Source organism: Nocardia sp. NBC_00508, assembly GCF_036346875.1.
Classification (GTDB): Bacteria; Actinomycetota; Actinomycetes; order Mycobacteriales; family Mycobacteriaceae; genus Nocardia.
In genome coordinates this window covers 7640526-7666478 of record NZ_CP107852.1, presented here as the reverse complement: position 1 = coordinate 7666478, position 25953 = coordinate 7640526, and the positions used below count along the sequence as shown (strand labels likewise).

Genomic DNA, 25953 nt, shown 5'->3' with positions numbered 1-25953 from the left:
CGGCTAGGTGATCAGTCGCGCCCCGGCTTGGTTGCCGAGAAATACGCGATCGCGCCCGAACAATTGATGGTGATCTGTTCGAGGCCCGCCGCTCGGAGCCATTCACGGAGCTCGTTCTCCGGATAGACATCGGCGAAGATCCCGCGCCGCTGCCACAGGGACACAAAAAGATCGTTCTTGCGGCCCTTACCGGTGATGACCGTGCTGCCGCGCAATACACCGCCGGGGCGCAGCGCACGCCCGACCGCGGCGATCGCACCCGCCGGGTCGGGCATACAGTGCAGGCCCATGTAACTCAGGCAGAGGTCGAATTCCGCATCGTAGGGAAGTGTCACCACATCGCGTTCGAGCAATTCGAGGTTCGCGATCGCGGATTTCTCCGCCTCTTTGGCGGCGAGTGCGAGCATCGCCGGGGAGACGTCGGCGCCGATGTACCGCTTCGGTGTGGTGCCGGCCAGTGGCGGGAACACCGCACCGCCGCCGCACGGAATATCGAGGACCTCGGCACCGTCGACCAGGCCGCGCACGTCGGCCAGGTCGGTATAGAAACGCCGGTAATCGGATCCGAAAGCGACATATGTATAGACCATCGCAACAATCGGATGTTTCACCGTGTAATCCCAGCCCGAAGTGATGGAATTACCTTTACGCCATTTCTGGGTCACGATTGTCATTGTTTTTGTCATCCTTTTCTTCGTGCGCGGACGTGTGCCGGTCGATGTGCCGAGTTCGAGAGGTGCGCGGGTCGGGTTCAGGAAGCCGCGTGGATTGCGGGATGCTTGCGAAGGTGCCGCGTGGAGAGCCAATTACCTTGGGACACAAGGGTATTGGTGGATGTAACCACATGATCCCGAGTAACGCTCGCGGTCGGTCGGATCGGCGGCCGGCCCGGGTGGAATCGCCCGGGCCCGCCGCGCCGTCGTCGGGCCGGACCGGCCCTGAAAATGCATGCTGACGTGCTGAAACAAATCTACGCCTGGTATGGCGGCCCCCTGCCGATCCGAGTGGTCGAATTGCTCCCCAGGCTTCACGGAGGCCACCATCACCTCAAGCGACTGTGACTTATCTCACAGAAGGCCGGGAAGCTCCTGTCGTACATAGCTGGTAGCTTCCTCAATAAGGGGACTCGGGGCGAGGGAGCGTCGAAGTCACGGTCACGCGGGAGAGTCGTATTTCGTGGTTCGGAGGGGATGATTATGATCAACAATTCTGATATGAAAATCGATGCCGGTGTAGCCCACTGATGCAGCCCGGCGCGGAATCGCTGATAAAAAAGCTTTCTCCGGCCACCAGGGCCGCGCTCCGGCGTGCGCTCGCTGCCGAGGAAGCGAATGTATCCACGTCGGCGGAAACGGACGCTGTCGCGCTCGTGGGCATCGGTTGCAGGTTTCCCGGGCGTATCAACGATTCCGGTGATTACTGGGATTCCCTGATGGAAAAACGGGATACGATCACCGAAGTACCGCCCGGGCGCTGGAATATTCGCGAACAGTACGAACGGCATCCGGGTCTTCCCGAGAGCAGCTCCATGAACTGGGGTGGATTCATCGACGACCCCGCCGGGTTCGACGCCGAATTCTTCGGAATATCCAGCGCCGAAGCGACGGCCATGGACCCGCAGCAACGGGTCCTTCTCGAAGTCGCATGGGAGTCGCTGCAGAACTCCGGAATCCCCGCCGACTCGCTCGGTAACAGCCGGACCGCCGTGATCGTCGGGATGACGAGCTGGGACTACACGATCGTCAATATCGAGCGGCGCAGCGAGCCCGTCGCGCATATGGCCACCGGAAACACCCACAGCACCGCCGCCGGGCGCATCTCGTATCTCCTCGGTCTGCACGGGCCGTCTTTCACGGTCGACACGGCCTGCTCGTCGTCGCTGGTCGCCATCCACCTCGCGTGTCAGAGCCTGCGGTCGGGCGAAAGCGACCTGGCGCTCGCCGGTGGCGTGCAACTGAATCTGGCTCCCTATGCGGGACTGGCGATGTCGCGATGGTCCGCGCTGTCGCCGACGGGCAGGTGCCGGGCCTTCGACAGCGAAGCCGACGGATTCGTCCGGAGCGAGGGTTGCGGTGTCGTCGTGCTGAAACGCCTCGCCGACGCGCTGCGTGACAACAATCGCATCATTTCCGTCATCCGTGGATCGGCGGTGAACCACGACGGACCGACCAACGGGCTCACCGCCCCGAGCCGGGCCGCGCAAACCGATCTCATCCGCGACGCGCTGACCTCCGCCGACGTTCCCCCTGCAACCGTCGGCCTCATCGAAACGCACGGCACCGGAACGCCACTCGGCGATCCCATCGAGTTCGAGGCGATCCGCAGGTCCTACGGCGCCACGGGGATCGGTTGCGCACTGGGCGCGGTGAAGACGAACCTGGGCCATCTCGAAGCAGCGGCCGGGGTGGCCGGGCTGATCAAGGCGAGTCTGGCGCTCTACCACGACGCGATTCCGCCCAACAATCATTTCACCGAGTGGAATCCACAGATCGATGCGTCGGGATCGCGCTATTTCGTTCCGACCGAGTGTACGAAGTGGCCGGTCACCGATCACCCGCGTCGTGCGGGGGTGTCGTCCTTCGGAATCTCGGGCACCAATGCGCACGTGATCGTGGAACAGGCGCCGGAAGTGCCGTTGACAGCGGTGCGGGAACGTCCGGTCACGGCCGTGCGCCTCACCGGGAAGACTCCGGAACGCGTTGCCGCCGAGGCCGATGCCCTCGCGAACTGGATGGTCGGCGCCGGGGCGAAGGTGTCGATCGCCGATATCGCCCACACCGTCAATCGGACCCGGGCGAGCTACCGGCATCAAGCCGTGGTGGCCGGCCGGGACCGCGCCACGATCACCCGCAGGCTCCGGCAGCTGGCCGGGCCGGAAACCGAAGGTGCCGTGGTGCATCGACGGTTCCGCAGCGAGCTGCGGCCTGTGTGGTTGTTCTCGGGCCAGGGATCCCAGTGGGCCGGAATGGGTCGCCGGCTGATGGTGGACGAGCCCATCTTCGCCGCGGAGATCGCGCGGGTGAGTTCGCTGATCGCCGCCGAAGTGGACTTCGATCTCCACGACATGGTGAGCCGCGGCGAGGAATTCAGCGGGATCTCGCAGATTCAGCCCGCGCTGTTCGGCATCCAGGTCGCCCTCGCCGCGCTCTGGCGTTCGTACGGGGTCACGCCGGGCGCCGTGATCGGGCATTCCATGGGGGAGATCGCCGCGGCGGTCGTCGCGGGCGCCATCGACCTACCGACCGGAGTGCGCGTCATCTGTCGTCGCTCCCTGCTGCTGCAGCGAAACGCGGGCCGGGGCGCGATGGCGATGCTGTCGCTCAGCTCGGCCGACTGCGCCGAACTGATCCGCGACTACCGCGGCCTGGACATCGCCGTGCTCGCGGCGCCGAGCCAGACGATCGTCTCCGGCGACGAAACCGAGCTGGCCGACCTGATGGCGCGCGCCGAGCGGGAGTCGGTTCCGGTCTGGTCCATCAAATGTGATGTCGCGAGCCACAGTCCCCAGGTGGACAATCTGCTCGGCGATCTGCGGCAGCGCCTCGCGGGGGTGTCGAAAACCCAAGAGCCGGAATGCGGGTACTACTCCGCGACCTCGACCGATCCGCTGGAGGCGCCGCTGTTCGATCCCGAATACTGGGTCGACAACCTCCGGCAGCCCGTGCAGTTCCACCGAGCGGTGTCGGCCGCAGCCGCCGACGGATATCGGCTCTTCACCGAGATGTCCCCGCATCCCCTGCTCGCCTCACCGGTCACCGACACCCTCGAGTCCGTGTCGGCGGGCGACGAGTTCCTGGTGAACTACTCCATGAAGCGCGACCAGGACGACACCGAGGAGTTCCATTCTCAACTCGAGCGCGTCCTGTCCGCGCTCGCACCGGAATTCGGCGAACTCGGGCCCGACACGGGTCGATTCGTCGATGTCCCGGCGGCGCCGTGGTCGCATCAGACCTTCTGGACGGCTGATCAAGCGCCCGTCGTGGACACCGGCGGTCATCCGCTACTCGGCCGGAACGTCTGTGTCCCGCACACCGGCAGCCACGTCTGGAGTGTCGATGCCGGTACCGAACGGAATCCGTGGCTGAACGATCACCGGGTGCACGGAATGCCGGTGCTGCCGGCGGCGGTATTCCTCGATATGTGCCTGGGCGCGGCCGGTGACGTATTCGGTCTCGGCTCCGAACAATTGGCTTTGCGCGATTTCACCGTCGACCACATGCTCGTGCTCGACCAGACCCTCACCCTGACCACGCACCTGACCTGGCGGGTCGCCGATCGAACCGCCGAGATCGAGATCTTCTCCCGGTCGGGTGAAGGCGACTGGCTCCGGCACGCCGGGGCAGTGGTGAGCCGCGTCGATGAGGTGACCGGCGATGACGACCGGGCTTCCGACGAGATGGCCAGGGAGCCGGGCACTTCCACGAAGTCGGTGCCGGTGTCGGCGCTCTATGCCCTGTTGCGGCAATCCGGTCAACTGCACGGGCCTGCCTTCGCGGCGTTGACCAGGATCGAACGGCACGGTGGGGGAAGGGCTTCCACCACGATCGAACTCCCGGCCTCGGCGCCGCGGAACCTGCGATTCACGGCGCATCCGGTCATCCTCGACGCGGCCCTGCAGAGCATCGGCGCCGCGCTGAGTGACACCTCCTCGACGCTGCCCGCGGACGCCACCTATCTGCCGCAATCGATCGAGTCGGTCCGGGTCTTCGAACCGATCGGCCACACGGTCGGGTGCCGGGTGCGGGTACGGCAGTCCGACGATGTGGACGGCGGTGTCCGGGCATCGGTCCAGCTCGTGAACGAGGCCGGTCGGGTGGTGGCGGAATTCGCCGGTATCGCCCTGAAGCGGGTGAGCTCGCGGAGACTGGATCTCCCGATCGGGCACAAGGTCTTCGACACCACCTGGACCGCCGAACCGGTGGCGGCCCCGGTGAGTTCGTTCGATGGAAGCAGCTGGATCCTGGTGACCGACGGCGATGATTCGTCATCGACCGCGTCCGCCGTCGCCGCCGCGATCGGTGAGAACCAGGGGCGGGTTCTCACCGCCACGCTCGCGGACGAGCGATCATTGCTCGCGGCTTACGAGTCGGCCGCCGACGGTGCCGGCACCTCCCCGGCCGGGATCGTGATCTTCCTCGATTCCGCCGGGCCACGGGAGGCAGCCACCGCGGCGGGGATCGCGCGCGCACAGGGGTGGGTGCGGCACTTGTCGTCCGTCGTCCGGACGATGGTTCAGCACCCCGCCGAGCAATCGCCACGGCTGTGGCTGGTGGCTCGGGGCGGCCTCGCCGTGCACGATGACGAAGCCGGCGAACCCGGGGTCGGGGCACTGCGCGGGGTGATCCGGACGCTCGCGTTCGAGCATCCGGAATTGCGTGCGACGCTCATCGATCTCGACCCCAACGCCGACGGTGCCGCGGACCTGCTGCCCGAACTGAGGGCAGGCGCCGGAGGCGACACGGTCGCCGTACGCGGTGGTCTCAGATATGTCGAGACCCTCACCAGAGCGCAACTCGGTCCAGAGGTTTCGAGCGAGACGGTGCGCGCCGACGGCTCGTACATCATCACCGGCGGCCTCGGCGGGCTGGGACTCAGCATCGCGCGACGGCTCGTGGAACAGGGTGCGGGCCGCGTGGTCCTCAACGGCCGGTCCGCGCCGTCCGCCGAGGTAGCGGCGCTGCTGGCGGAGTTCGGCGGCAGCACCGAAGTGGTCGTCGAACTCGGCGACGTCTCGGCCGCCACGACCGCGGAGAAACTGGTCGCGGCCGCCGAGCGGACCGGTCGGCCGTTGCGGGGTCTGATTCACGCGGCCGGTGTGCTCGATGACGGAATATTCCTCTCACTGAACGACGAGAGCTTGACAAAGGTGTGGCAACCGAAAGCGGCAGGCGCGGTGGCCCTGCACAACGCCACTGCCGACCGGGAACTGGATTGGTGGATCGCGTTCTCGTCGATGGCCTCGATGCTCGGATCACCCGGCCAGGCCGCCTATGCCGCGGCGAACGCGTGGCTGGATGGCTTCGTTCGCTGGCGGCGTGCACAGGGCGCACCGGCCTCGGTGATCAATTGGGGCCAGTGGTCGGGGGTCGGATTGGCGACGTCGGTGATCCTTCCCGTCGTCGACCCGCTCACTCCGGCGGAAGGTGTCGACGCGTTCGCCACACTGCTTGCCCGCGACCCGGCCCGTATCGGCGTCGCCCGGCTACGGCTGGATCGGGCGCGGGACCTTCCGGAACTGAAGCAGCTCAGCTATTTCCGGGAGGTGACCCAGGTATTCGATCATGCGGAAGTATCGGAAGAATGGATCGGCCCGGACGGTCTTCGGAAATTGGACCCCGACGAGGCGCGTCAGGCGATAGCGCAACGATTGGCCTCCCGCCTGAACGCCATTGTCGGCGCTACGTCCTCGGCGGGAATCGATGCGAGTGCTTCCCTGTTTTCGGTGGGCATGGATTCGCTCATGGCGATTCGTATCAAGAACGCCTGTCGCGGGGACTTCGGGGTGGAACCGGCGGTCGGACTGCTGTTGCAGGGCGCTTCATTGCAGGATCTGGTGCAGGACATCGTCGGTCAGCTCGGGTTGAGCCGGTCCGAGCAGATCAAGGAAAACGACGAAACCCACAATCGGCCGGTGGCACGTGCACACGCTCGTCGAAGCGCACGGGCACGACGGTCGCGTGGCGGAGAATAGGATTGCGTGAGTAAGGTGACAGCAGCGGACGATTCCGGTATCGAGAACTCGACTGCGATCGTCGGTATCGCGGGGAAGTTTCCCGGCGCCGAATCAGTGGAAGAATTCTGGGACAATCTTCGTGCCGGTCGCGAATCCATTGTCGATATTTCCGACGACACGCTGATCGAGTCGGGTGTTCCGGAATCGGTCTTCCGGCGTCCGAATTATGTTCGGCGTGCCCCGATTCTGGCCGACATCGACAAGTTCGACGCTGAATTCTTCGGGTTCACGCCGCGGGCTGCACGGATCATGGATCCGCAACACCGGCTGTTCCTGCAGACGGCCTGGAAGGCGCTCGAGGACGCCTGCTGTGACCCGTACCGCTACGACGGCGCGATAGGAGTGTTCGGCAGCAGCGCGGCCAGCGGATACCTGCTGCACAACCTACTCTCGCACGGTGACCTGCGCGAATCGATCGCGCAGGGGGCGAACGCGGAGCTGCTCAACCTGTTGATCCACAACGACAAGGACTATCTGGCGACCCGGCTGTCGCACCAGTTCAATCTCCGGGGCCCCAGCCTCACCGTGCAGACGGCGTGCTCCTCGTCGCTGGTGGCGGTGCACATGGCGTGTCAGAGCCTGCTGTCCAACGAATGCGATATGGCGCTCGCGGGTGCCGTATCGCTTCGGATACCGCACCACGTCGGGTATTTCTACGAACCGGGATCCATGGCGTCGGCGAGCGGACACTGCCGACCGTTCGATGCCAGGGCCGACGGCACCGTCTTCGGCAGCGGTGCGGGCATCGTGGTGCTGAAGCGGCTCGAAGACGCCCTGGCGGCCGATGACATCGTGCACGCCGTGATCGCCGGTTCCGCCGTCAACAACGACGGGTCACGGAAGATGGCGTTCACCGCGCCCAATGTCGCGGCCCAGGCGGATGTCATCGCCGAAGCACAGGCTGTCGCCGGTGTCGACTCGTCCGATATCAGCTACATCGAAGCCCACGGCACCGGGACGCCGCTGGGCGACCCCATCGAACTGGACGCGCTGCGCCGGGCTTTCGAGATCTCGACGAAGCAGCGGTCGGCGCCCTGTTACATCGGCTCCGTCAAATCCAATATCGGACACCTCGAGGTGGCGTCCGGTGTAGTCGGCCTGATCAAGACCGTGCTGAGCCTGAAGAACCGCGCGATTCCGCCGACACTGCATTTCGAGAAGCCCAATCCCGAACTGCGGCTCGATCGCAGTCCTTTCGTGGCTCCGACGGAATATCGCCCGTGGGAGTGGGACGGCCTTCGGTACGCCGGGGTGAGCTCGTTCGGAGTGGGCGGGACGAACGCGCACGTCGTGGTGCACGAGGCCCCAGCCGTCGCGGCCGCGCCCTCGCGCTTCGGGCCGCAGGTGCTGTTGCTGTCGGCGAACACCCGCGAGGCCCTCGCGGAATCACAGGGGCGCCTGGCCGCGCACCTGGATGCGAACCCGGAGCTCGACCTTCTCGATGTCGCGTACACCCTCGACCGGGGACGAAAGCCGCATCAGGTGCGAGCAGCCACCGTGGTGAACGACCGGGGTACGGCGGCGCGGGCGCTGACCGGTCGCGGAAACGAGCCGAAGACCGTGCTCGACCCGGACCCAGCGGTCGCCTTCCTGTTCCCCGGCCAAGGAACTCAGCACCTGGGGATGGCCCGGGACCTGGTGGAATCGGAGCCGGTGTTCGCCGAGACCTTCAACCGGTGTCTCGACGAGTTCCACAGACTGTCGGGCCGCGATATCCGCTCGGCGATATTCGGCTCGGACCCCGCGCGATTGAACCGGACCGATTACGCGCAGCCGGCGATCTTCGCCGTCGAGTACGCCTTGGCGAAACTCCTGGAGTCCTACGGCGTCCGGCCCGCGGCGCTGATCGGGCACAGCATCGGTGAATATGTGGCGGGCACGGTGGCCGGGGTCTTCGATCTCGACACGGCGATCCGGGCGGTGGTCGCGCGCGCCGACCTGATGCATGCCGCGCCGACGGGCGCGATGCTCGCTGTCGCGTCCGCGGTCGGTGACCTCGCGGACGGGCTCGGGCCGGAGCTGGATGTCGCTGCGATCAATGACCCGCACCAATGCGTGGTATCGGGGTCGACGCAGCGGGTCGAGGAGTTCGAACGCTGGTCGGCGGGCCGCGGAATCCTGACCCGCCGCTTGGATGTCTCGCACGCGTTCCATTCGGGCCTGATGGAACCGGTGGTGCCGAAGTTCGAGGATGTGCTCCGGGAACTGCCGCTCGCCGAGCCGAAGATCCCGCTGCTGTCGAACAGGTCCGGTTCGTGGATGTCGGCGGCGGAAGCCACCGATCCGGCCGTGTGGGCGCGGAGTATTCGCGCGACCGTCCGGTTCAAGGACAATATCGAACACGCCCTGGACACGGCGCCCTACGTGTTCGTCGAGGTCGGCCCCGGTGGATCGCTGAGCGCGTCGGTGAAGCGGCACCAGAGCTGGACCGAGGACAATCACGTCGTTCGGCTCATGCGCAGGCCGTCGGAGAATACGAACGATCGCGAGGTCTTCCTCGGCGGACTCGGCCTGCTGTGGACCGCCGGAGTGGGTATCGACTGGTCCCCGCGGTATTCCGGCGCCACCGCGCGCTGGGCGTCGCTGCCGACGTATCCGTTTGCCCGCGAACGCTATTGGATCGACGCGGCCCCCGTTGTCGCGGGTGAGCCGGGTGCGGTCGACGCCGCTGAATCGCCGCGCGACGTGTCCGGGCGGGTCTCTGCCCCGAGCGAGACCGCTGAAGATGTGGGCGGTGTCCGGGCGATCGAGATCATGCTCAGCGAGATCGCGAACGAGGTGATCGGGGTGGATCACCTCGATCTCGACATGAACTTCTTCGATCTCGGGGTCGACTCGCTCATGGCGGTCGGCTTCGTCCGGCGGGCGCTGGAGTCCGGGGCGGATATCGAACCACAGGATCTGCTGGAGAATCAGACGATCCGATTGCTGGCGCGGGCCGTATACGAGCGCTCGTTGTCGAGTGAGGGCGAGAGCGCGGCCACACCCGAAGCGGAAGCGGCGGATTCGGTGACCGGCCCGGACATCCTGGCGGAATTCACCGCTGCCGAACTCACCGCGATCGCCGATCAGCTAGGTGGACCTCGCCCGGGAACACCCTTGTCCGGCAACGAGATCGAAGACATCTATCCGCTGTCTCCGGTCCAGCGGGACACCCTGGAACACGTCCTCGCGGACGGGGGCGCCGGTGTCTTCCTCGAACAGCTGGTGGCGACCCTGGTCGGCCCGCTCGACGTCGAACTGTTCCGCGAGGCGACACAGCGAGTGGTCGACCGGCACCCGGCCCTGCGAACCTCGATCGCGTCGAACGGGGATTCCGGGCCGCTACAGGTGGTTCGCCGCCACGCGACGATTCCGTTCGTCGTCGAAGACGCGACGACATCGGAGGGCCGCGCGGTGGCCGAGCGCGAGCGCGAGTTCATCGCCCGGGATCGGCGGCAGGGCTTCGATCTGGCCTCGGCGCCCCTCATCCGGATAACGATCGTCAAGGTCGCCGAGGACCGGCACCGAATCGTGTGGACGCATCATCGGATGCTGCTCGACGGAACCTCTTTCGCGATGGTCGTCGCGGAAACCGCCGCCCGCTACCAGGGTCTGAAGGCGGGGCGACAGAACGCGTCGAAGGCCGCTCGGCCGTTCCGGGACTACATTTCGTGGGTGCGCGAACTCGACGGCGATGCCGACGAGGAGTTCTGGCGCGCCGAGCTGAACGGTATGAAGTCCAACGCGCTGAAGCAGATTCGTCCCGCGCAAGCCCCCGCGGCTTCCGGCGAAGGTGACGCGCAGCCGGTTGTCGCCGTCGAGCTCACCGCCGCCCAGACCGCACACGTGACCGAAACCCTGCGTGCTCAGCGCGTCACCCTGGCGACCGTGGCCTACGGGGCGTGGGCCGGTGTCGTCGGGCGGCACAGCGGCGAATCGGACGTCACCATCGGCGCGGCCGTGTCCGGGCGGTTCGGTCCCTCGGCCGGCATGGAGCAGATCGTCGGTGCGTTCTCGAATGTGCTCCCGCTGCGCGTTTCCATCGATCCGTCGGTGTCCACCGGGGACTGGCTGCGGCAGCTCCAATCCCATGTCACCTCGCTCCGGAGTTTCGAGCACGTCGCACCGCCCGCGCTGGCGCCGTGGTCGGGCGTGCCGGCGGGGCGTCCGCTGTTCGAGACCGCGGTGTCGGTCGCGGTGCACGCGTACGAGGGGATGGATGTCGGTTTCGCCGACGTATCGTTCGAGGACGTCGACGTTCATCTCCGCTCGAATATTCCCCTCTGGGTGATGGTGATTCCCGGCGCCGAGATCTCCTTCCGGGTGATCTATCACCCCACCCGGATCGACGCGGCGGAGGCGAGATCGCTGCTCGAGGACTGGGTGTCGATGTTCCTGGAGCTGGTCGGGGAGGAGCGGCCGGGTGTCGACGGCGAACAGTGACGAGCCCGATCGGGTGGCGGTGCCGGTCGTTCCGTGGGTGATCTCGGCCAAGAGCGCTACCGCATTGGCCGCGCAGGCGGCCAAGCTGCTGGCTCATCTGGAGCGGCACCCGGGGCTGGACCCGGTCGATATCGGCTATTCGCTGGTGACGACCCGCTCCACGTTCGATCACCGGGCTGTCGTGCTGGGCAGGGACAGGGACCAACTCGTCGCGGGACTCACGGCCTTGGCGCAGGACGCCACCGCGCCCGGACTCGTGACCGGCCGCACGACGGCCGGGGGCAGGACCGCCTTCCTGTTCCCGGGCCAGGGCAGTCAGTCGACGGGCATGGGGCGGCTGCTCTGGGAACGGTATCCGGCCTATACCAGGGCATTCGACGCCATCTGTGCCGAGTTCGACGGGGAACTCGAGACTTCGCTGCGCGAGGTGATCTTCGCCGAACCCGGGTCCGCCACCGCCGAGTTGCTGCATCAGACCGTGTACACGCAGGCCGCGCTGTTCGCGGTGGAGGTGGCACTGTTCCGGCTGCTCGAGTCCTGGAACGTGCGGCCGGACTGTGCGATGGGCCATTCGCTGGGTGAGATCACCGCAGCCCATATCGCCGGTGTCCTGTCGCTGAAGGACGCCTGCACCCTGGTGGCCGCACGCGGGCGGCTCATGCAGTCCCTCCCGGCCGGCGGCTCGATGCTGGCGGTATCGGCGGCGGAGGATTCCGTCGTCGCCTCGCTGGCGGACTATGGGGACAGGCTCGGTATCGCGGCGGTGAACGCGCCCACCTCGGTGGTCGTCTCCGGCGACGACGACGCGGTCGGGGAATTCGAGGCGGCGCTGGCCGCCGCCGGAACCAAGACGAAACGACTGCGGACCAGCCACGCCTTCCATTCCGCGCGAATGGACCCGATCCTGGCCGAGTTCGCCGAGGTCTGCCGCGGCCTCGACTACCACGTGCCCGGTCTCGAAGTCGTGTCCAACCTCACCGGAGAGCCCGCCGACCAGCTCGGTTCACCGGACTACTGGGTTCGGCATCTGCGCGACCCCGTCCGATTCATGGCGGGCGCCCGATACCTGGGCCGGGGCGGTGAGCCCGGCAACTTCCTCGAAATAGGCCCCGGCACCGCGCTTTCCGCGATGACCCGGGAAAGCCTCGCGGCGGCGGACGACGCGACGCCACCGCAGGTCGTCACGTCGATGCTCCGGCTGAACCGCGACGCCGACACGGCCTTCGTCACCGGTGTGGCGGAAGCGTTCGTGGTCGGCGTCGGTGTGGATTGGGCCGCTGTCTTCGCGGGAAGCGGTGCGGGAGGGGTCGACCTGCCGACCTACGCCTTCCAGCGAAAGTCGTTCTGGCTGAACGAGACCACGACCACGAATGTCGGTGCGGCCGGTCTGTCCGCGGCGGGTCATCCGTTGCTGGGCGCGGTGGTCGATCTCGCCGGCGGAACCGGGGTGTTGCTCTCGGGCCGGTTGGCATTGCGGACGCACCCGTGGTTGGCCGGTCATCGGGTGGGTGGCGCGATCGTGCTGCCGGGGGCGGCGTTCGTGGAGTTGGCACTGCACGCGGGCAGTGTGGTGGAGGCTCCGGTGGTGGAGGAGCTGATCCTGCGGGCGCCGTTGGTGGTATCGGACGCGGGCGCGGTCGAGCTCCAGGTCGCCGTCGACGAGCCGACCGGGTCCGGGCAGCGTTCGGTGACGGTGTTCTCCCGCCCCCAGGTCTCCGGTGCGGCATGGGTATGCCATGCGACGGGCGTATTGCGTTCGGAGAGTCCGGGTTCCGGAAGTTCGGGCGATTCGGCGCCGTGGCCACCGGCGGGTGCGTCGGTGGTCCCACTGGGTGAGGTGTACGGCGATCTGGCCGAGGCGGGTTACGAATACGGATCGGTCTTCCGGGGACTCCGGTCGGTGTGGCGCCGGGGCGACGAGACGTTCGCCGAGGTGAGTCTGCCGGAGGATGCGCGGGCGGAGGTGGAGGGGTTCGGCATTCACCCGGCCTTGCTGGACTCCGCCCTGCACGCGCTGCTGGTCACCGGTGCGCTCGGCGCCGGAACCGCCGCCGGGGACATCCGCCTGCCGTTCTCCTGGGAGGACGTTTCGCTGTCGGCGGTCGGTGCTACCGATCTGCGGGTTCGACTGCGGGGCGGGGGACCCGATCGGGTCGAGATCGAGTTGTCCGATCCGGCGGGGAGACCGGTGGCGCGCGTCGGCGCGCTGACGGTGCGCGACGTTTCGCCCGAATCGTTCGGTGCGGCGGCGCAGCGCTTTTCGGTCGGAGACGCGCTGTTCACGACGAACTGGCTCGCGGTGCCGTCCACGGAAGCCGTTGTGCCGCCGGGTGAGTGGTCCACCGTGGCCGACGATTCCGGCCTGCCGCTGGAGCGGTGCGTAGTCGACGGCACCGAATATCTGGTGGTGCGGTGCTTCTTCGCCGGGATCGGTGCGGAGGGCGCCCGCGGGGTACGCGCCGGTGTGACCGACGTCCTGGCGCTGTTGCAGAACCCGCCGGGGGAGGATCCGGCGCCGGTCGTCGTGGTGACCTCGGGTGCGGTCGCGACGCATCGCGCCGAGCAGGTCGACGATCTGGTGGGCGCCGCCGTATGGGGGCTGGTCCGCAGTGCCCAGAACGAGAACCCCGGACAGATCGTGCTGGTCGATGTCGGGGATCGCGCGGACTGCCGCTCCGGGGTCGTCGCCGCGATCGCGCATCGTGGTGAACAGCAGAGCGCCGTGCGGGACGGGGATCTGCTCGTGCCACGGCTGGCCCGTGTCGGCGCCGACGTCCTCGGCGCCGCGGAGCTGGTGACCGCGGGCGGCGATTGGCAGCTGGTGACGCGAGGACGCGGGACGCTGCACGGCGACAATATGATCGCCGTTCCCCAGGATCCGCCGCGCGCGTCGTTGCGGCCGGGCGAGGTCCGGGTCGGATTGCGGGCGGTCGGCCTGAATTTCCGCGATGTGCTCATCGCGCTGGAGATGTACCCGATTCCGGACACCCCGGTCGGCGGCGAGGGCGCCGGTGTGGTGCTCGAAGTGGCCGAGGATGTGGTGGATCTGGCACCCGGTGATCGGGTGATGGGAATCTTCGCGGGGATCGGGTCGACGGTGGTGGCAGATCAGCGGATGATGGTCCGTCTTCCCGAAGCGCTGTCGTTCGAAGAGGCCGCCGGGGTGCCCGTGGTGTTCGCGACCGCGGTCTACGCGCTGCGAGATCTGGCGCGGGTGTCGCCGGGTGAATCGGTGCTGGTCCATTCAGCGACCGGGGGCGTCGGCATGGCCGCGGTGCAGCTGGCGCGCCACTGGGGACTGGAACTCTATGTCACGGCGAGCGTTCCGAAATGGGATGTCCTGCGCGCCGCGGGATTCCCCGGCGATCGGATCGGCGACACCCGCAGCACCGGCTTCTCCGCCGAATTCCTCCGGAGCACCGGCGGCGCGGGCGTCGACGTGGTTCTCAATTCGCTGACCGGCGACAAGATCGATGCCTCGCTGGAACTGCTCTCGCGCGGTGGCCGGTTCATCGAAATGGGTGTCACCGATATCCGCGAGGCCGATCAGATCGCCGCGCGGTATCCGGGCGTCGAATACCGCCAGTTCCTGCTGCCCGAGGCGGGCGCCGACCGGATTCACGAAATCCTGGTCGAGGTGGCGGAACTCTTCGACGCCGGTGTGTTGCGGCCGGTGCCGGTCACGGTGTGGGATGTGCGGCAGGCGCCGGAGGCATGCCGGTTCCTGAGTCAGGCCAGGCACATCGGAAAGAACATCCTGTCCCTGCCACGGAGCCTGAACCCCGACGGGACCGTGCTCGTCTCCGGTGGCACCGGTGGTCTCGGTGGCAGGCTGGCCGAACATCTGGTGGCCGAGCGCGGTGTGCGCCATCTGGTGCTGACCTCACGTCGCGGAGCCGACGCCCCGGGAGCCGGTGAATTGGCGTCGCGCTTGGCGGAACTGGGTGCGCGGGTAGAGGTACTCGCCTGCGATATGGCGAACCCCGCGGCGGTCCGAGCACTGGTGGCGGGCATCGATTCGTCGCACCCGCTGACGGCGGTCGTTCAGGTGGCCGGTGTCGTGGACGACGCGGTCTTCTCGTCGCAGACACCGGGACACGTCGAGCGGGTGATGCTGCCCAAGGTGGACGCGACCTGGAATCTGCACGAGGCCACTCGCGATCTGCCACTGGACGCGTTCGTCATGTACTCCTCGGTGGCGGGCCTGTTCGGCAGTCCCGGCCAAGCGAACTACGCTGCGGCGAACGCCTTTCTGGATGGTCTGGCGCACCACCGCAGGACGCTCGGCTTGCCTGCGACGTCCATGGCCTGGGGCGTCTGGGAGCGGCCCACCGGGATGACCGGGCACCTGCGGGACGCGGACCTCGACCGGATGCGGCGCGGCGGTTTCGCACCGATATCGGACGTCGAGGGCATGGCCTTGTTCGATGCGGCGCTGGCCACGGGTCTGCCGTCGACGGTGCCTGCCCGCATGGAGCTGGAGGCGATTCGCCGCCGGATCCTCGACGCGGACGACATTCCGCCGCTGCTGCGCGGACTGGTCCGGGTCACCAGGCGAGCTTCCGACAACGATTCGGGTGCCGCCGCGAAGCTGTCGGCGGAATCGGCCGGGCTCAGCCGCGCCGAACGAGAACGCCTGCTTCTCGACGCGATCCGTGCGCACGCGGCGACGGTGCTCGGGCACGACTCACCCGACGACATCCCCGCCGACTCCGCCTTCGCCGATCTGGGATTCGACTCGCTGGGCGCGGTCGAGTTCCGCAACCGGGTGCAGTCCGCCACCGGTGTGAAACCCTCGGCGACAGCCGTTTTCGACTATCCGACACCCGCGGCCTTGGCCCGCTACCTCGGCGAGCAGCTCGTGCCCGACGACAACCCGGCAGCCCGACTACTCGGTCAGCTCGACTCGCTCGCCGACACCTCGCTACTCGGGGATCTCGAGGACCGAGACCTCCGGATTCTCGCGGATCGCATGGAGGAGATGGCCCGCCGGGTCAGGGCGAAACTGCCCGGAGGCGTCGTCGCGAGTCGTGAGATCGATCCGGAAGAGGACATAGATTTTGATGAAGACGACGCGATATTCGAGTATCTGGACCGTTCCGATCCCACGTTCAACTGAGTCGAGAGGTCTGTGGTCGTGAGGGAGGACGAGCTCCGGGACTATCTGAAGAAAGCCGTCAAGGATCTGCAGAAGGCGCGCCAGCGTCTGCGGGACATGGAGGCGCAGGCGCACGAGCCGATCGCCGTCATCGGCATGTCCTGCCGCTATCCGGGCGGTATCGAATCACCCCGGGACCTCTGGGAGACGGTTCTGAACGGTCGCGATGTCATCACGGAGTGGCCCACCGACCGCGGGTGGGACAGCCTTCTCCGAAACGGGGTCGGGCCCATCGATTTCGACAAGATCCGCAGCCGAACCGGTGGATTCCTCACGGCGCCCGGTGAATTCGACGCGGAATTCTTCGGGATCACGCCGGCGGAGGCGACGGCGATGGACCCACAACATCGCCTTGTTCTGGAAGCCGCGTGGGAGGCTGTCGAATACGCCAGGATCGATCCACGGACATTGCACGGCAGCGACACCGGCGTCTATGTCGGCGCGGGCAACGACCAAGGCTATGGATCGCTGGAGGCGCAGGGGGAGTACGGCGACACCGACTCGACGGCCTATCTGACCGGCAGTGTCGCGGCGCTGGCCTCGGGGCGGATCTCCTACCTCCTCGGCCTGAGAGGGCCCGCGATAAGCCTGGATACCGCGTGTTCGTCGGGTCTGGTGGCCGTGCACACGGCCGTGCGGGCGCTGCGTGCGGGCGAATGCTCGCTGGCGCTGGCCGGTGGCGGCTCGGTCCTGGCGACGCCGGGAGTCTTCGCGCTGTTCGAGGGCGGTCTCGGACTGGCCGGGGACGGGCGGGTGAAATCGTTCGCGGCGGGCGCCGACGGGACCACCTTCGCCGAAGGCGTGGGAATGCTGGTGCTGGAACGGTTGTCGGACGCACAGCGGCTCGGCCACGAGGTGCTGGCGGTGGTGCGTGGATCGGCGGTCAATCAGGACGGTGCCTCGAACGGGTTGATGGCGCCGAACGGTCAGGCCCAGCAGCAGGTGATCCGCGCGGCGCTGGCCGACGCCGGGGTGCCGGCCGCCGAGGTGGACGTGGTGGAAGGGCACGGGACCGGTACCGCGCTGGGTGACCTGATCGAGGCGCAGGCGCTGCTGGCGACCTACGGGCAGGGCGGGCAGCGGGAACAGCCGCTGCTGCTGGGTTCGATCAAGTCCAACATGGGCCACACCCAGCTCGCCTCCGGGATCGCGGGGGTGATCAAGATGGTGGAGGCGATGCGTTGCGCGACAGTGCCTTCGACGCTGCACGTCGATGAACCCAGCCCGCACGTGGACTGGGCGGCCGGGGGTGTGCGGCTGGTCACCGAGACGCGGTCGTGGCCGGACAACGACCGGCCGCGCCGGGCCGCGGTGTCGTCCTACGGGATCAGCGGTACCAACGCGCACGTGATTCTCGAGCAGGCCCCCTCGCACCTTCCCGCCGACGCGGCAGATCCGGTCGCGCTGCCGGTGATTCCGTGGGTGATGTCGGCCAGGAGCGAGGCGGCACTGGTGGCGCAGGCGGCGAAGCTGCGTGCTCATCTGGAGCGGCACCCGGAGCTGGATCCGGTCGAGATCGGCTGCTCGCTGGCGACGACACGATCGGCGTTCGAGTACCGGGCCGTCGTCCTCGGTCAGGACAGGGACGAACTCGTCGCCGGACTGACGGCATCGGCCGAAGGTGCCACCGTGGCGGGACTTCTCACGGGCCGGACGGCAGCCGACGCGACGACCATCTTCCGCTTCCCTGGCCGGGATATCGGTGCGGGACAGTCGCTGTACGAGGAATTCCCGGTCTTCGCCGCCGCGTTCGACGCGGTCGCGGCCGAGTTCGGCGCGGAGCCGGTGACGCCGTTCGCGGTGGAGGTGGCCCTGGTCCGGTTGCTGGAGTCCTGGGGTGTGCGGCCGGATTGTGTGGTGGGCAGTGCGCGGGGTGAGATCACCGCCGCCCATGTCGCCGGCGTCTTGTCGTTGACGGATGCGTGCGCACTGGTGGCCGCTGGCGAATCGCCCACGCCACCAACCGATCTCACACTCGCCGAGCCGTCGGTTCCGTTCCTCGCCGCGTCGGGCGAAGCGGTCGGGCGGTTCGGTTCCCGGTACACCCCGGATCCGGCGCGCGAGGTGCTGGAACGTCCCGGCACCATCATCGTCGACATCGGCTTCGATACCCCGCGGGCGCTGCTCGAGGTCGTCGCGGATGGCTGGACCCGGGGGCTGCGGGTCGACTGGGGAACCGTCTTCGGACGGCGGGGCACGGTGGCATTGCCCACCTACGCATTTCAGCGGCAACGCTACTGGCGTGGCATCGCCCTCGGAGAGAAGGAATCCCAGTGAGCCATGATTCTTCGGGAGCCGCCGCCGACTCGCGGCCGGTGAACGCTCCCGGCGAGCAGGAGATCCGTTCCTGGTTCATCGGCACCCTCGCGGAGAAGCTGGCGGTACCGCGGGCGGAGATCGACACCACCGTGCCGTTCGCGGAGCTGGGACTGACATCGCTGCAAGGCGTACGGATGTCGGACGAGCTGGGTCGATGGCTCGGCATCGCGGTATCGGCTGGAGTCGTATTCGACTTTCCGACAATCGATCTGCTGGCGCGTCACCTCGCGGAGGCGATCGGCGAAGGCGACTCGGCCGAGGCGCCGGATCTTGGCGACGAGGGCGCCGAGGAAAGCCTGGAAGACCTGGCGGAACTGCTCCGGCTGCTGGACGAGGACGCCGGCGGGGACGGTCACGGGGAGACCGACTGAGTACTGCGAACTCTCTTCGCAGCGTGAATTTGGATGGGTGCGTATATGTTCGGTTCGTTCTTGGATCTGTTGATGCTGCGGAAGGCGGAGCAAGGATCCGACCTCGCCTTCCGATTCCTGAAAACGGGCGATATCGGCGGTGACATCGATGAACTGACCTACGCCGGACTGGAACGCCGGGCCGTGGCGATCGCGGCACGGTTGCAGGCCGAGGGTTTCGCGCATCGGCGTGCCCTGCTGCTGTATCCACCGGGGATCGAGTTCCTCTCCGGGTTCTTCGGCTGCCTGGCCGGTGCCGTGGTGGCCGTGCCGGTGCCGTTGCCACAGCGGCACGAGGTCGATCGCGCACTGCGCCGGTTGCGCCAGGTCATCGCGGACGCCGACATCCAGGTGGTGCTGACCACCCGATCGGTCATCGACGCGCTCGGCGCGGTGGTCGAGCACGTGCCGGAACTGGCGAAGCTGCGCTGGATCGCGACCGACGAAGTTCCCGGCGAGATCGCCTCGACCTGGTCCGATCCCGGGGTGGGCCCGGACACGGTCGCCTTCCTCCAGTACACGTCGGGTTCCACGAGCGCACCGCGAGGCGTCGTCGTCACCCACCGCAACCTCTTGCACAATCAGCAGGCGATCGCCGAGGCCATGGACCACAGCCCCGAGCGGGTGGCGTCGTGGGACGGTTCGTGTTTCGTCAGCTGGCTGCCGGTGTACCACGACATGGGCCTGATCGGGCCGGTACTGCAGACGGTGTATCTGGGCGCCGACGCGGTGCTGTTGTCGCCCTTGCACTTTCTGCAGAAGCCGGAGCGGTGGCTGCACGCGGTCTCGCATTTCCGGGCGCACACCAGCGGCGGTCCCAACTTCGGCTACGAACTGGCCGCCCGGCGCGCCACCGCCGAACTGGCGCGACAGCTGGACCTGAGCCGATGGCGGGTGGCGTTCAACGGGGCGGAGCCGGTGCGCGCTGGCACCCTGCGCCGATTCGCGGACGCGTTCGCGCCGTCGGGTTTCCGGCCGCAGACCTTCCAACCGGTTTACGGCCTGGCCGAGGCCACGCTGCTCGTGACGGGCGCTCCCGTCGATCGCGCACCGACCGTGACGGAACATTCCGCCGATGCCGACCCGGCCAGGTCTCACGAGGTGGTCGGGGTGGGGATCCCGCCCTGCGGCGTCACGCTCGCGATCGTGGACCCGGAGCGCGGCGTCGAATGCGGCGACGGCGAGGTCGGCGAGATCTGGGTCTCCGGCGACAGCGTGGCGGCGGGATATCTGAACGATGCGGACAAGACGGCCGAGATCTTCGGCGGCGTGCTCGTCGACGGCCGGGGGCCTTTCCTGCGGACCGGCGATCTCGGGTTCCTTTCCGGCGGTGAACTGTTCGTCGTGGGGCGGAGCAAGGATCTGCTGATCATCGACGGCAAGAATCACTATCCGCAGGACATCGAGTTGACGGCCGAATCCGCGCACGGCTCGGTGCGGCCGGGCTGCGTCGCGGCGTTCCCCGTGGACACCGGCGATTTCGGGGAGCGACTGGTACTGGTCGTCGAGGTGGCCGCGACCGAGGCCGACGAGCTGGACCACATCCGGGCCGCCGTCCGGGGCGCCGTCGCTACCGAACACGCCATCGCCATCCACGATGTCGTGCTGATCCGCCCGCGCACCATCTTGAAGACGAGCAGCGGCAAGGTCCAGCGCCGGGCTTGCCGCACAGCCTATCTCGACGGCGAACTGGATACGGTCGAGGTTCCGGCAGACGCTGTGACGGCCGAGAACCAGGAGACCGGGCCCATCGCGGACGTGGCCTCGGCGGCGCGGATCCGGGCGTGGCTGATCGCCGCGGTGGCGGCGGAGACCGGCCTGCACCCGGACCGGATCGACGTCGACCGGCCACTGGCCGAATTCGGCTTGGGCTCCAGCAGTTTGGTCCGGCTCACCGCGACACTCGGCGAAACCATCGGCCGGGATGTCGATCCGAGCGTGATCTTCGAGCATCCGACCATCACCGCCCTCGGCACCGTGCTCGCCGAGGTGGCCACACCGCCGGACGGCGAACAGCCCGGCACCCGCGACAGCGCGGTGGCGATCGTGGGGATGGCATGCCGATTGCCCGGCGGGGCAGACGATCCCGAAGCATTCTGGCAACTGCTGGCCGACGGGACGGACGCGGTCGGCGAGGTGCCGGAAGGCCGGTGGAATCTCGACGGGCTGCACCATCCCGACCCCGATGTCGCGGGCACGGCCTACACCCTGCGGGGCGGATTTCTCGAGCGGATCGACGAGTTCGACGCCGCCTTCTTCGGCATCACCCCGCGCGAAGCCGCGGCGATGGACCCGCAGCAGCGCCTGCTGTTGCAGACCAGCTGGGAGGCGATCGAGCGGTCCGGGCGTGATCCTCGCGCGTTGAGCGGTACCTCGACCGGTGTGTACCTCGGGCTCTACGGCAGCACCTACCTCGCCGGTGCGGCGCTGGCCCAGCTCGACGGTTATGTGGGCACCGGTTCGGCGACCAGCGTCGCGGCGGGCCGGATCGCCTACCAGCTGGGCCTGCACGGCCCCGCGGTGACCGTCGACACGGCGTGCTCGTCGTCGCTGGTGGCCCTGCATCTCGCCGCGCAGGCGCTGCGTGCGGGCGAATGCGATCAGGCCCTCGCGGGTGGGGCCACGGTCCTGGTGGGCCCGGAGACACACGTGGAGTTCAGCAGGTTGCGCGCGATGTCGCCGTCCGGGGTGTGCAGGCCGTTCTCCGCCGATGCCGACGGCATGGTGTGGGGCGAAGGCTGCGGTGTGGTGGTGCTCAAGCGCCTCGACGACGCCGTGCGCGACGGCGATCCGGTGCTGGCGGTGCTGCGGGGCTCGGCCGTCAACTCCGACGGTCGCAGCCAGGGCCTCACCGCCCCGAACGGTATCGCGCAGGAACGGCTCATGCGCGCGGCGCTGGCCGCGGCGGGTCTGAACCCGGCCGACATCGACTACGTGGAGGCGCACGGCACCGGCACCACCCTCGGCGATCCGATCGAAATGCGGGCGCTGGCCAGGGTGTTCGGTCCCGGTCGCGAACCGGGACGCCCGCTGGGGGTGGGCTCGGCGAAGTCGAACCTAGGGCACACCCAGGCCGCAGCCGGGATCGTCGGCGTGATCAAGACCGTGCTCGCGCTGCGGCACGGGACACTGCCCGCCTCGCTCCACGCCGAGCATCCCATCGAGCGGATCGACTGGGAGACAGCCGGTGTCGCTGTCCAGAACCGGCCCGCGCGGTGGCTTCGGGGTACCCGGCCGCGGCGGGCCGGGGTGAGCTCGTTCGGAATCAGCGGCACCAACGCGCATATCGTCCTCGAGGAGGCGCCGTCCGCGGTCGCCGAACCGGACAGCGCGGGCACCGCGACCCTGTTCCCCCTCTCGGCCCGCGGCGATGCCTCCCTGCGCGGTCAGCTCGAGCGCCTGATCGGCCTGGTGGAATCGGATCCGGACCTCGCGTTGCCGTCGGTGGCGCGATCACTGGCCCTGCATCGCACGCACTTCGAGCGACGGGCAGTGGTCGTGGCCGCCGATCGCGCGGAGTTGCTCGATGGGCTGCGGGCAGCCGCGCTGGGCGATCCGGCGCCGAACACGGTGGGTCCCGAGGACGCGGTGATCTCGGGCAAGGTGGCGTTCGTCTTTCCGGGGCAGGGCTCCCAGTGGCTGCGGATGGGCCGCGATCTGTGGTCCGAATCCCCGGTGTTCCGGGCCGAATTCGCGCGTTGCGACGAGGCGTTGCGCCCACACACCGGCTGGTCGGCCGTGGGTGTGCTGTGTGGTGACGCGGACGCGCCCCCGCTGCGTGACGACGATGTCGTGCAGCCGATGCTGTTCGCGGTGATGGTGTCGCTGGCCGCGATGTGGCGGGCGGCCGGTGTGCTGCCGGACGCGGTCGTCGGCCACAGCCAGGGGGAGATCGCCGCGGCCTGTGTCGGCGGTGCCATCGGGCTGGCGGACGCGGCAGCCGTGGTCACCCGGCGCAGCCGGGCACTGTCGACCGTCAGCGGTGGTGCGATGGCGGCGGTCGGCCTGCCCGCCGCGGTACTGGAGCCGCGGCTGGGCAGCGGGGTGTCGGTGGCCGCGGTGAACAGTGGCGCCTCCACCGTGCTGACCGGTGACCGCGAGGTCTTGACGGCACTGCTGGCGGAACTGGAGCAGGAGAACGTCTTCTGCCGCCTGCTGGCCGTGAACTACGCATCGCACTGCTCGGACATGGACCCGCTGCGGGAGCCGCTGGCGGCCGAGCTCGCCGGGATCGTCGCCGTTCCGGCCTCGGTCACCTGGTACTCGACGGTCTCCGCGGAGCCACTGCCCACCGAGCCGCTGGCGCCGGACTACTGGTACCGCAATCTGCGCGAGCCGGTCCGTTTCGCCGACACGATCGAGCGGATGATCGCCGACGGCTACCGGGTCTTCGTCGAGGCGAGCCCGCATCCGAGCCTGACCACGGCCGTGGAAACCGTTGCCGCGGAAGGTGATCACGCGGTGCTCGCGGTCGGTACCCTGCGCCGTGGCGAAAGCGGTCCACGGTGTCACGACCGTGCCCTGGCGCAGCTCTATGCCGGCGGTTTCGGGCTGGATTGGACCCGCCTGGTGCCCGGGGCCGGCCGCGTGGATCTGCCCACCTACGCCTGGGATCCGCAGTCGTACTGGACCGAGCCGAGGGGCATCGGCACGAGCGGGTCGGGGCTGTCCACGATCGGACACCCCCTCCTGGATGTGGTGGTGGCGCAACCGGATTCCGGTGGAGTGGTCGTGGCGGGCCGGGTGGCCATGACGTCGGCCGGCTGGCTTCGTGACCACACCGTGGGGGACTCGGTGCTGCTGCCCGGTGCGGCCCTCGTCGAACTGGCCGTACGCGCGGGCGACGAGGTGGACTGTCCGGTAGTCGCCGAACTCGTGCTGCACGCCCCGTTGGTGGTGCCCGCGGTCGGCGGCGCGTACCTGCGGGTCGTGGTCGGCGGTCCGCAACAGGGCGGAACGCGTGCGGTGTCGGTGTATTCGCGCCAGGAGGGCGGGACCGACTGGGTGTGCCATGCTTCCGGCGAGCTGTCGCCGCAGACCTCGGCGCCGACGACGCCCGACCTGGCACAGTGGCCACCGGCGCGTGCGGCCGAATCCGATCTCGGGCGTTTCTACGCGGACCTCGCCGAGCGGGGATACCGGTACGGCCCGGCGTTCCAGGGGGTACGCGCGGCGTGGCGGCGCGGCGCGGACGAGGTGTTCGCGGAGGTGGCATTGCCGGAGCCGGAGGACGTCGGCCCCTATGCGCTGCACCCTGCGCTCTGGGACGCGGCGGTGCAGGTGATCGCGCTGGCCGGGTTCGCACCGGCCGACGGGTGCGCGCTGCTGCCCTTCTCCTGGTCCGGGGTGTCGATCCACGCGGTCGGCGCGACCGCGTTGCGGGTGCGGCTGACCCGCACCGGAGACCGCCAGGTGCGGGTTCTCCTGGCCGATCCCTCGGGCGCGCCCGTGGCCTCGATCGAATCTCTCGCCGTGCGGGACATGTCGCTGTCGCAGATCACTTCGACCGCCCCGGGAGCCGGATCGCACTTCGCGGTCGACTGGGTGCGGCTCCCGTCGCCGGAGCACACCGGAACCGTGGCACCGACGGTCTTGACGGTGCGCCCGCCCGACGTTCCGGACGATGTCCCGGCCGACCTGGCCGCGTCGACGCGGACCGCGGTCGCCACGGTGCTCGAACGGGTGCGGCGATGGCTGTCGACCGGGCCGGAGACCCCCCTCGTGGTGGTGACGTGCCGGGCGGTGCCGGTCCACGGCGAGGACGTGGTCGATCTGAGCCGCGCGCCGGTCTGGGGACTGCTGCGTTCGGCCCAGACCGAGAATCCCGGGCAGATCGTGCTGGTCGACGTCGAGAACTGGACCCAGGTCGACACCGCGGTCGCCGCCGCGCTGGCGGTCGACGAACCGCAGGTGGCGTGGCGCGACGGTGCGGTACTGGTACCCCGGCTGATCAGGGACAACGGACAACCCACCCTCACCACGCCCGACAGCGGCGCCTGGAGCCTGGTCACCCTCGGCACCGGCACCCTGGACGCCGACAACCTGGCCCTGCGTGCCTGGCCCGCGGCCGAGCGGCGGCTCGGCCCCCGCGAGATCCGCCTCGGCGTGCGTGCCAACGGGATGAACTTCCGCGATGTGCTGATCGCGCTCGGCACCTACCCCGACCCGGACGTCGCGGTGGGTGCCGAAGGCTCGGGCGTGGTCCTCGAGGTGGGGGAGGAGGTGACCGACCTCGTGCCGGGAGACCGGGTGATGGGGTTGTTCACCGGCGCCGGTTCCGTGGTGGTGGCCGATCGCCGCACGGTGGCACCGATTCCCGCCGGGCTGAGTTTCGCCCAGGCCGCCGCGATTCCGGCGGCCTTCCTCACCGCCCACTACGCGCTGACCGAACTCGCGGACCTCCGAGCCGGCATGCGCGTTCTCGTACACGCCGCGACCGGCGGTGTCGGGGTGGCCGCGGTCGCGCTGGCGCGCCATCGGGGGCTGGAGGTCTTCGCCACCGCCAGCCCGGGCAAGTGGGACACGTTGCGGGACATGGGCTTCGACGACGAGCACATCGCCTCGTCACGCACCGCCGAATTCGAGGGCCGGTGGCGCGCGCAGTTCGGTTCCGCCGGAGCGGACGTCGTGCTCAATTCCCTCACCGGCGACCTGCTCGACGCGTCGTTGCGGCTGATGGCGCCCGGCGGCACCTTCATCGAAATGGGCAAGGCTGACCTCCGCGATCCCGCACACGTGGCAGCCACCTACGCCGGAGTCCGCTATCGCGCCTTCGATCTGACCAGCGCCGACCCGGATCGGTTGCAGCGGATGCTGGGTGAGATCGTCGCGCTGTTCGAGTCGGGCGCGTTGGCGCCCTTGCCGATTCGCGCCTGGGATCTGCGGGAAGCCCCCGCGGCGTATCGATT

General features: G+C 68.5%; 6 protein-coding genes and 1 pseudogene. 6 read left to right on the top strand and 1 reads right to left on the bottom strand.

Annotated features, from left to right (window positions below):
- Nucleotides 1–11: 11 nt before the first annotated feature.
- A complete protein-coding gene (locus tag OHA40_RS34390; protein ID WP_330230968.1) occupies nt 12–665 on the bottom strand; it encodes a class I SAM-dependent methyltransferase in 654 nt (217 codons plus the stop codon).
- A 578-nt stretch (nt 666–1243) separates the two neighbouring features.
- Here OHA40_RS34390 and OHA40_RS34385 point away from each other — a divergent pair.
- The 6 genes and pseudogenes from OHA40_RS34385 to OHA40_RS34360 form a co-directional block, all read left to right on the top strand.
- Nucleotides 1244–6691 (top strand): type I polyketide synthase, encoded by a 5448-nt coding sequence (locus tag OHA40_RS34385; protein WP_330230967.1) that lies wholly within the window; start codon nt 1244–1246, stop codon nt 6689–6691.
- A 6-nt stretch (nt 6692–6697) separates the two neighbouring features.
- A complete protein-coding gene (locus tag OHA40_RS34380; RefSeq protein WP_330230966.1) occupies nt 6698–11158 on the top strand; it encodes a type I polyketide synthase in 4461 nt (1486 codons plus the stop codon).
- A complete protein-coding gene (locus OHA40_RS34375) occupies nt 11139–16277 on the top strand; it encodes an SDR family NAD(P)-dependent oxidoreductase (RefSeq protein WP_330230965.1) in 5139 nt (1712 codons plus the stop codon). Before OHA40_RS34380 ends, OHA40_RS34375 begins: the two co-directional genes overlap by 20 nt.
- Before the next feature lie 18 nt (nt 16278–16295).
- Nucleotides 16296–18593, top strand: coding sequence for a type I polyketide synthase (locus OHA40_RS34370; RefSeq protein WP_330230964.1), 2298 nt, complete (start codon nt 16296–16298; stop codon nt 18591–18593).
- Nucleotides 18590–19006: an acyl carrier protein gene (locus OHA40_RS34365; RefSeq protein WP_330230963.1), complete on the top strand. Its 417-nt coding sequence runs from the start codon at nt 18590–18592 to the stop codon at nt 19004–19006. Before OHA40_RS34370 ends, OHA40_RS34365 begins: the two co-directional genes overlap by 4 nt.
- Nucleotides 19007–19039: 33 nt before the next feature.
- A pseudogene (locus OHA40_RS34360) lies at nt 19040–25930 on the top strand (beta-ketoacyl synthase N-terminal-like domain-containing protein); the annotation flags it as partial.
- Between the last annotated feature and the right edge of the window lie 23 nt (nt 25931–25953).

Bases quoted from the DNA above. Each gene is read 5' to 3' on its own strand.
- OHA40_RS34385 (WP_330230967.1), top strand. From the start codon at position 1,244: ATGCAGCCCGGCGCGGAATCGCTGATAAAAAAGCTTTCTCCGGCCACC.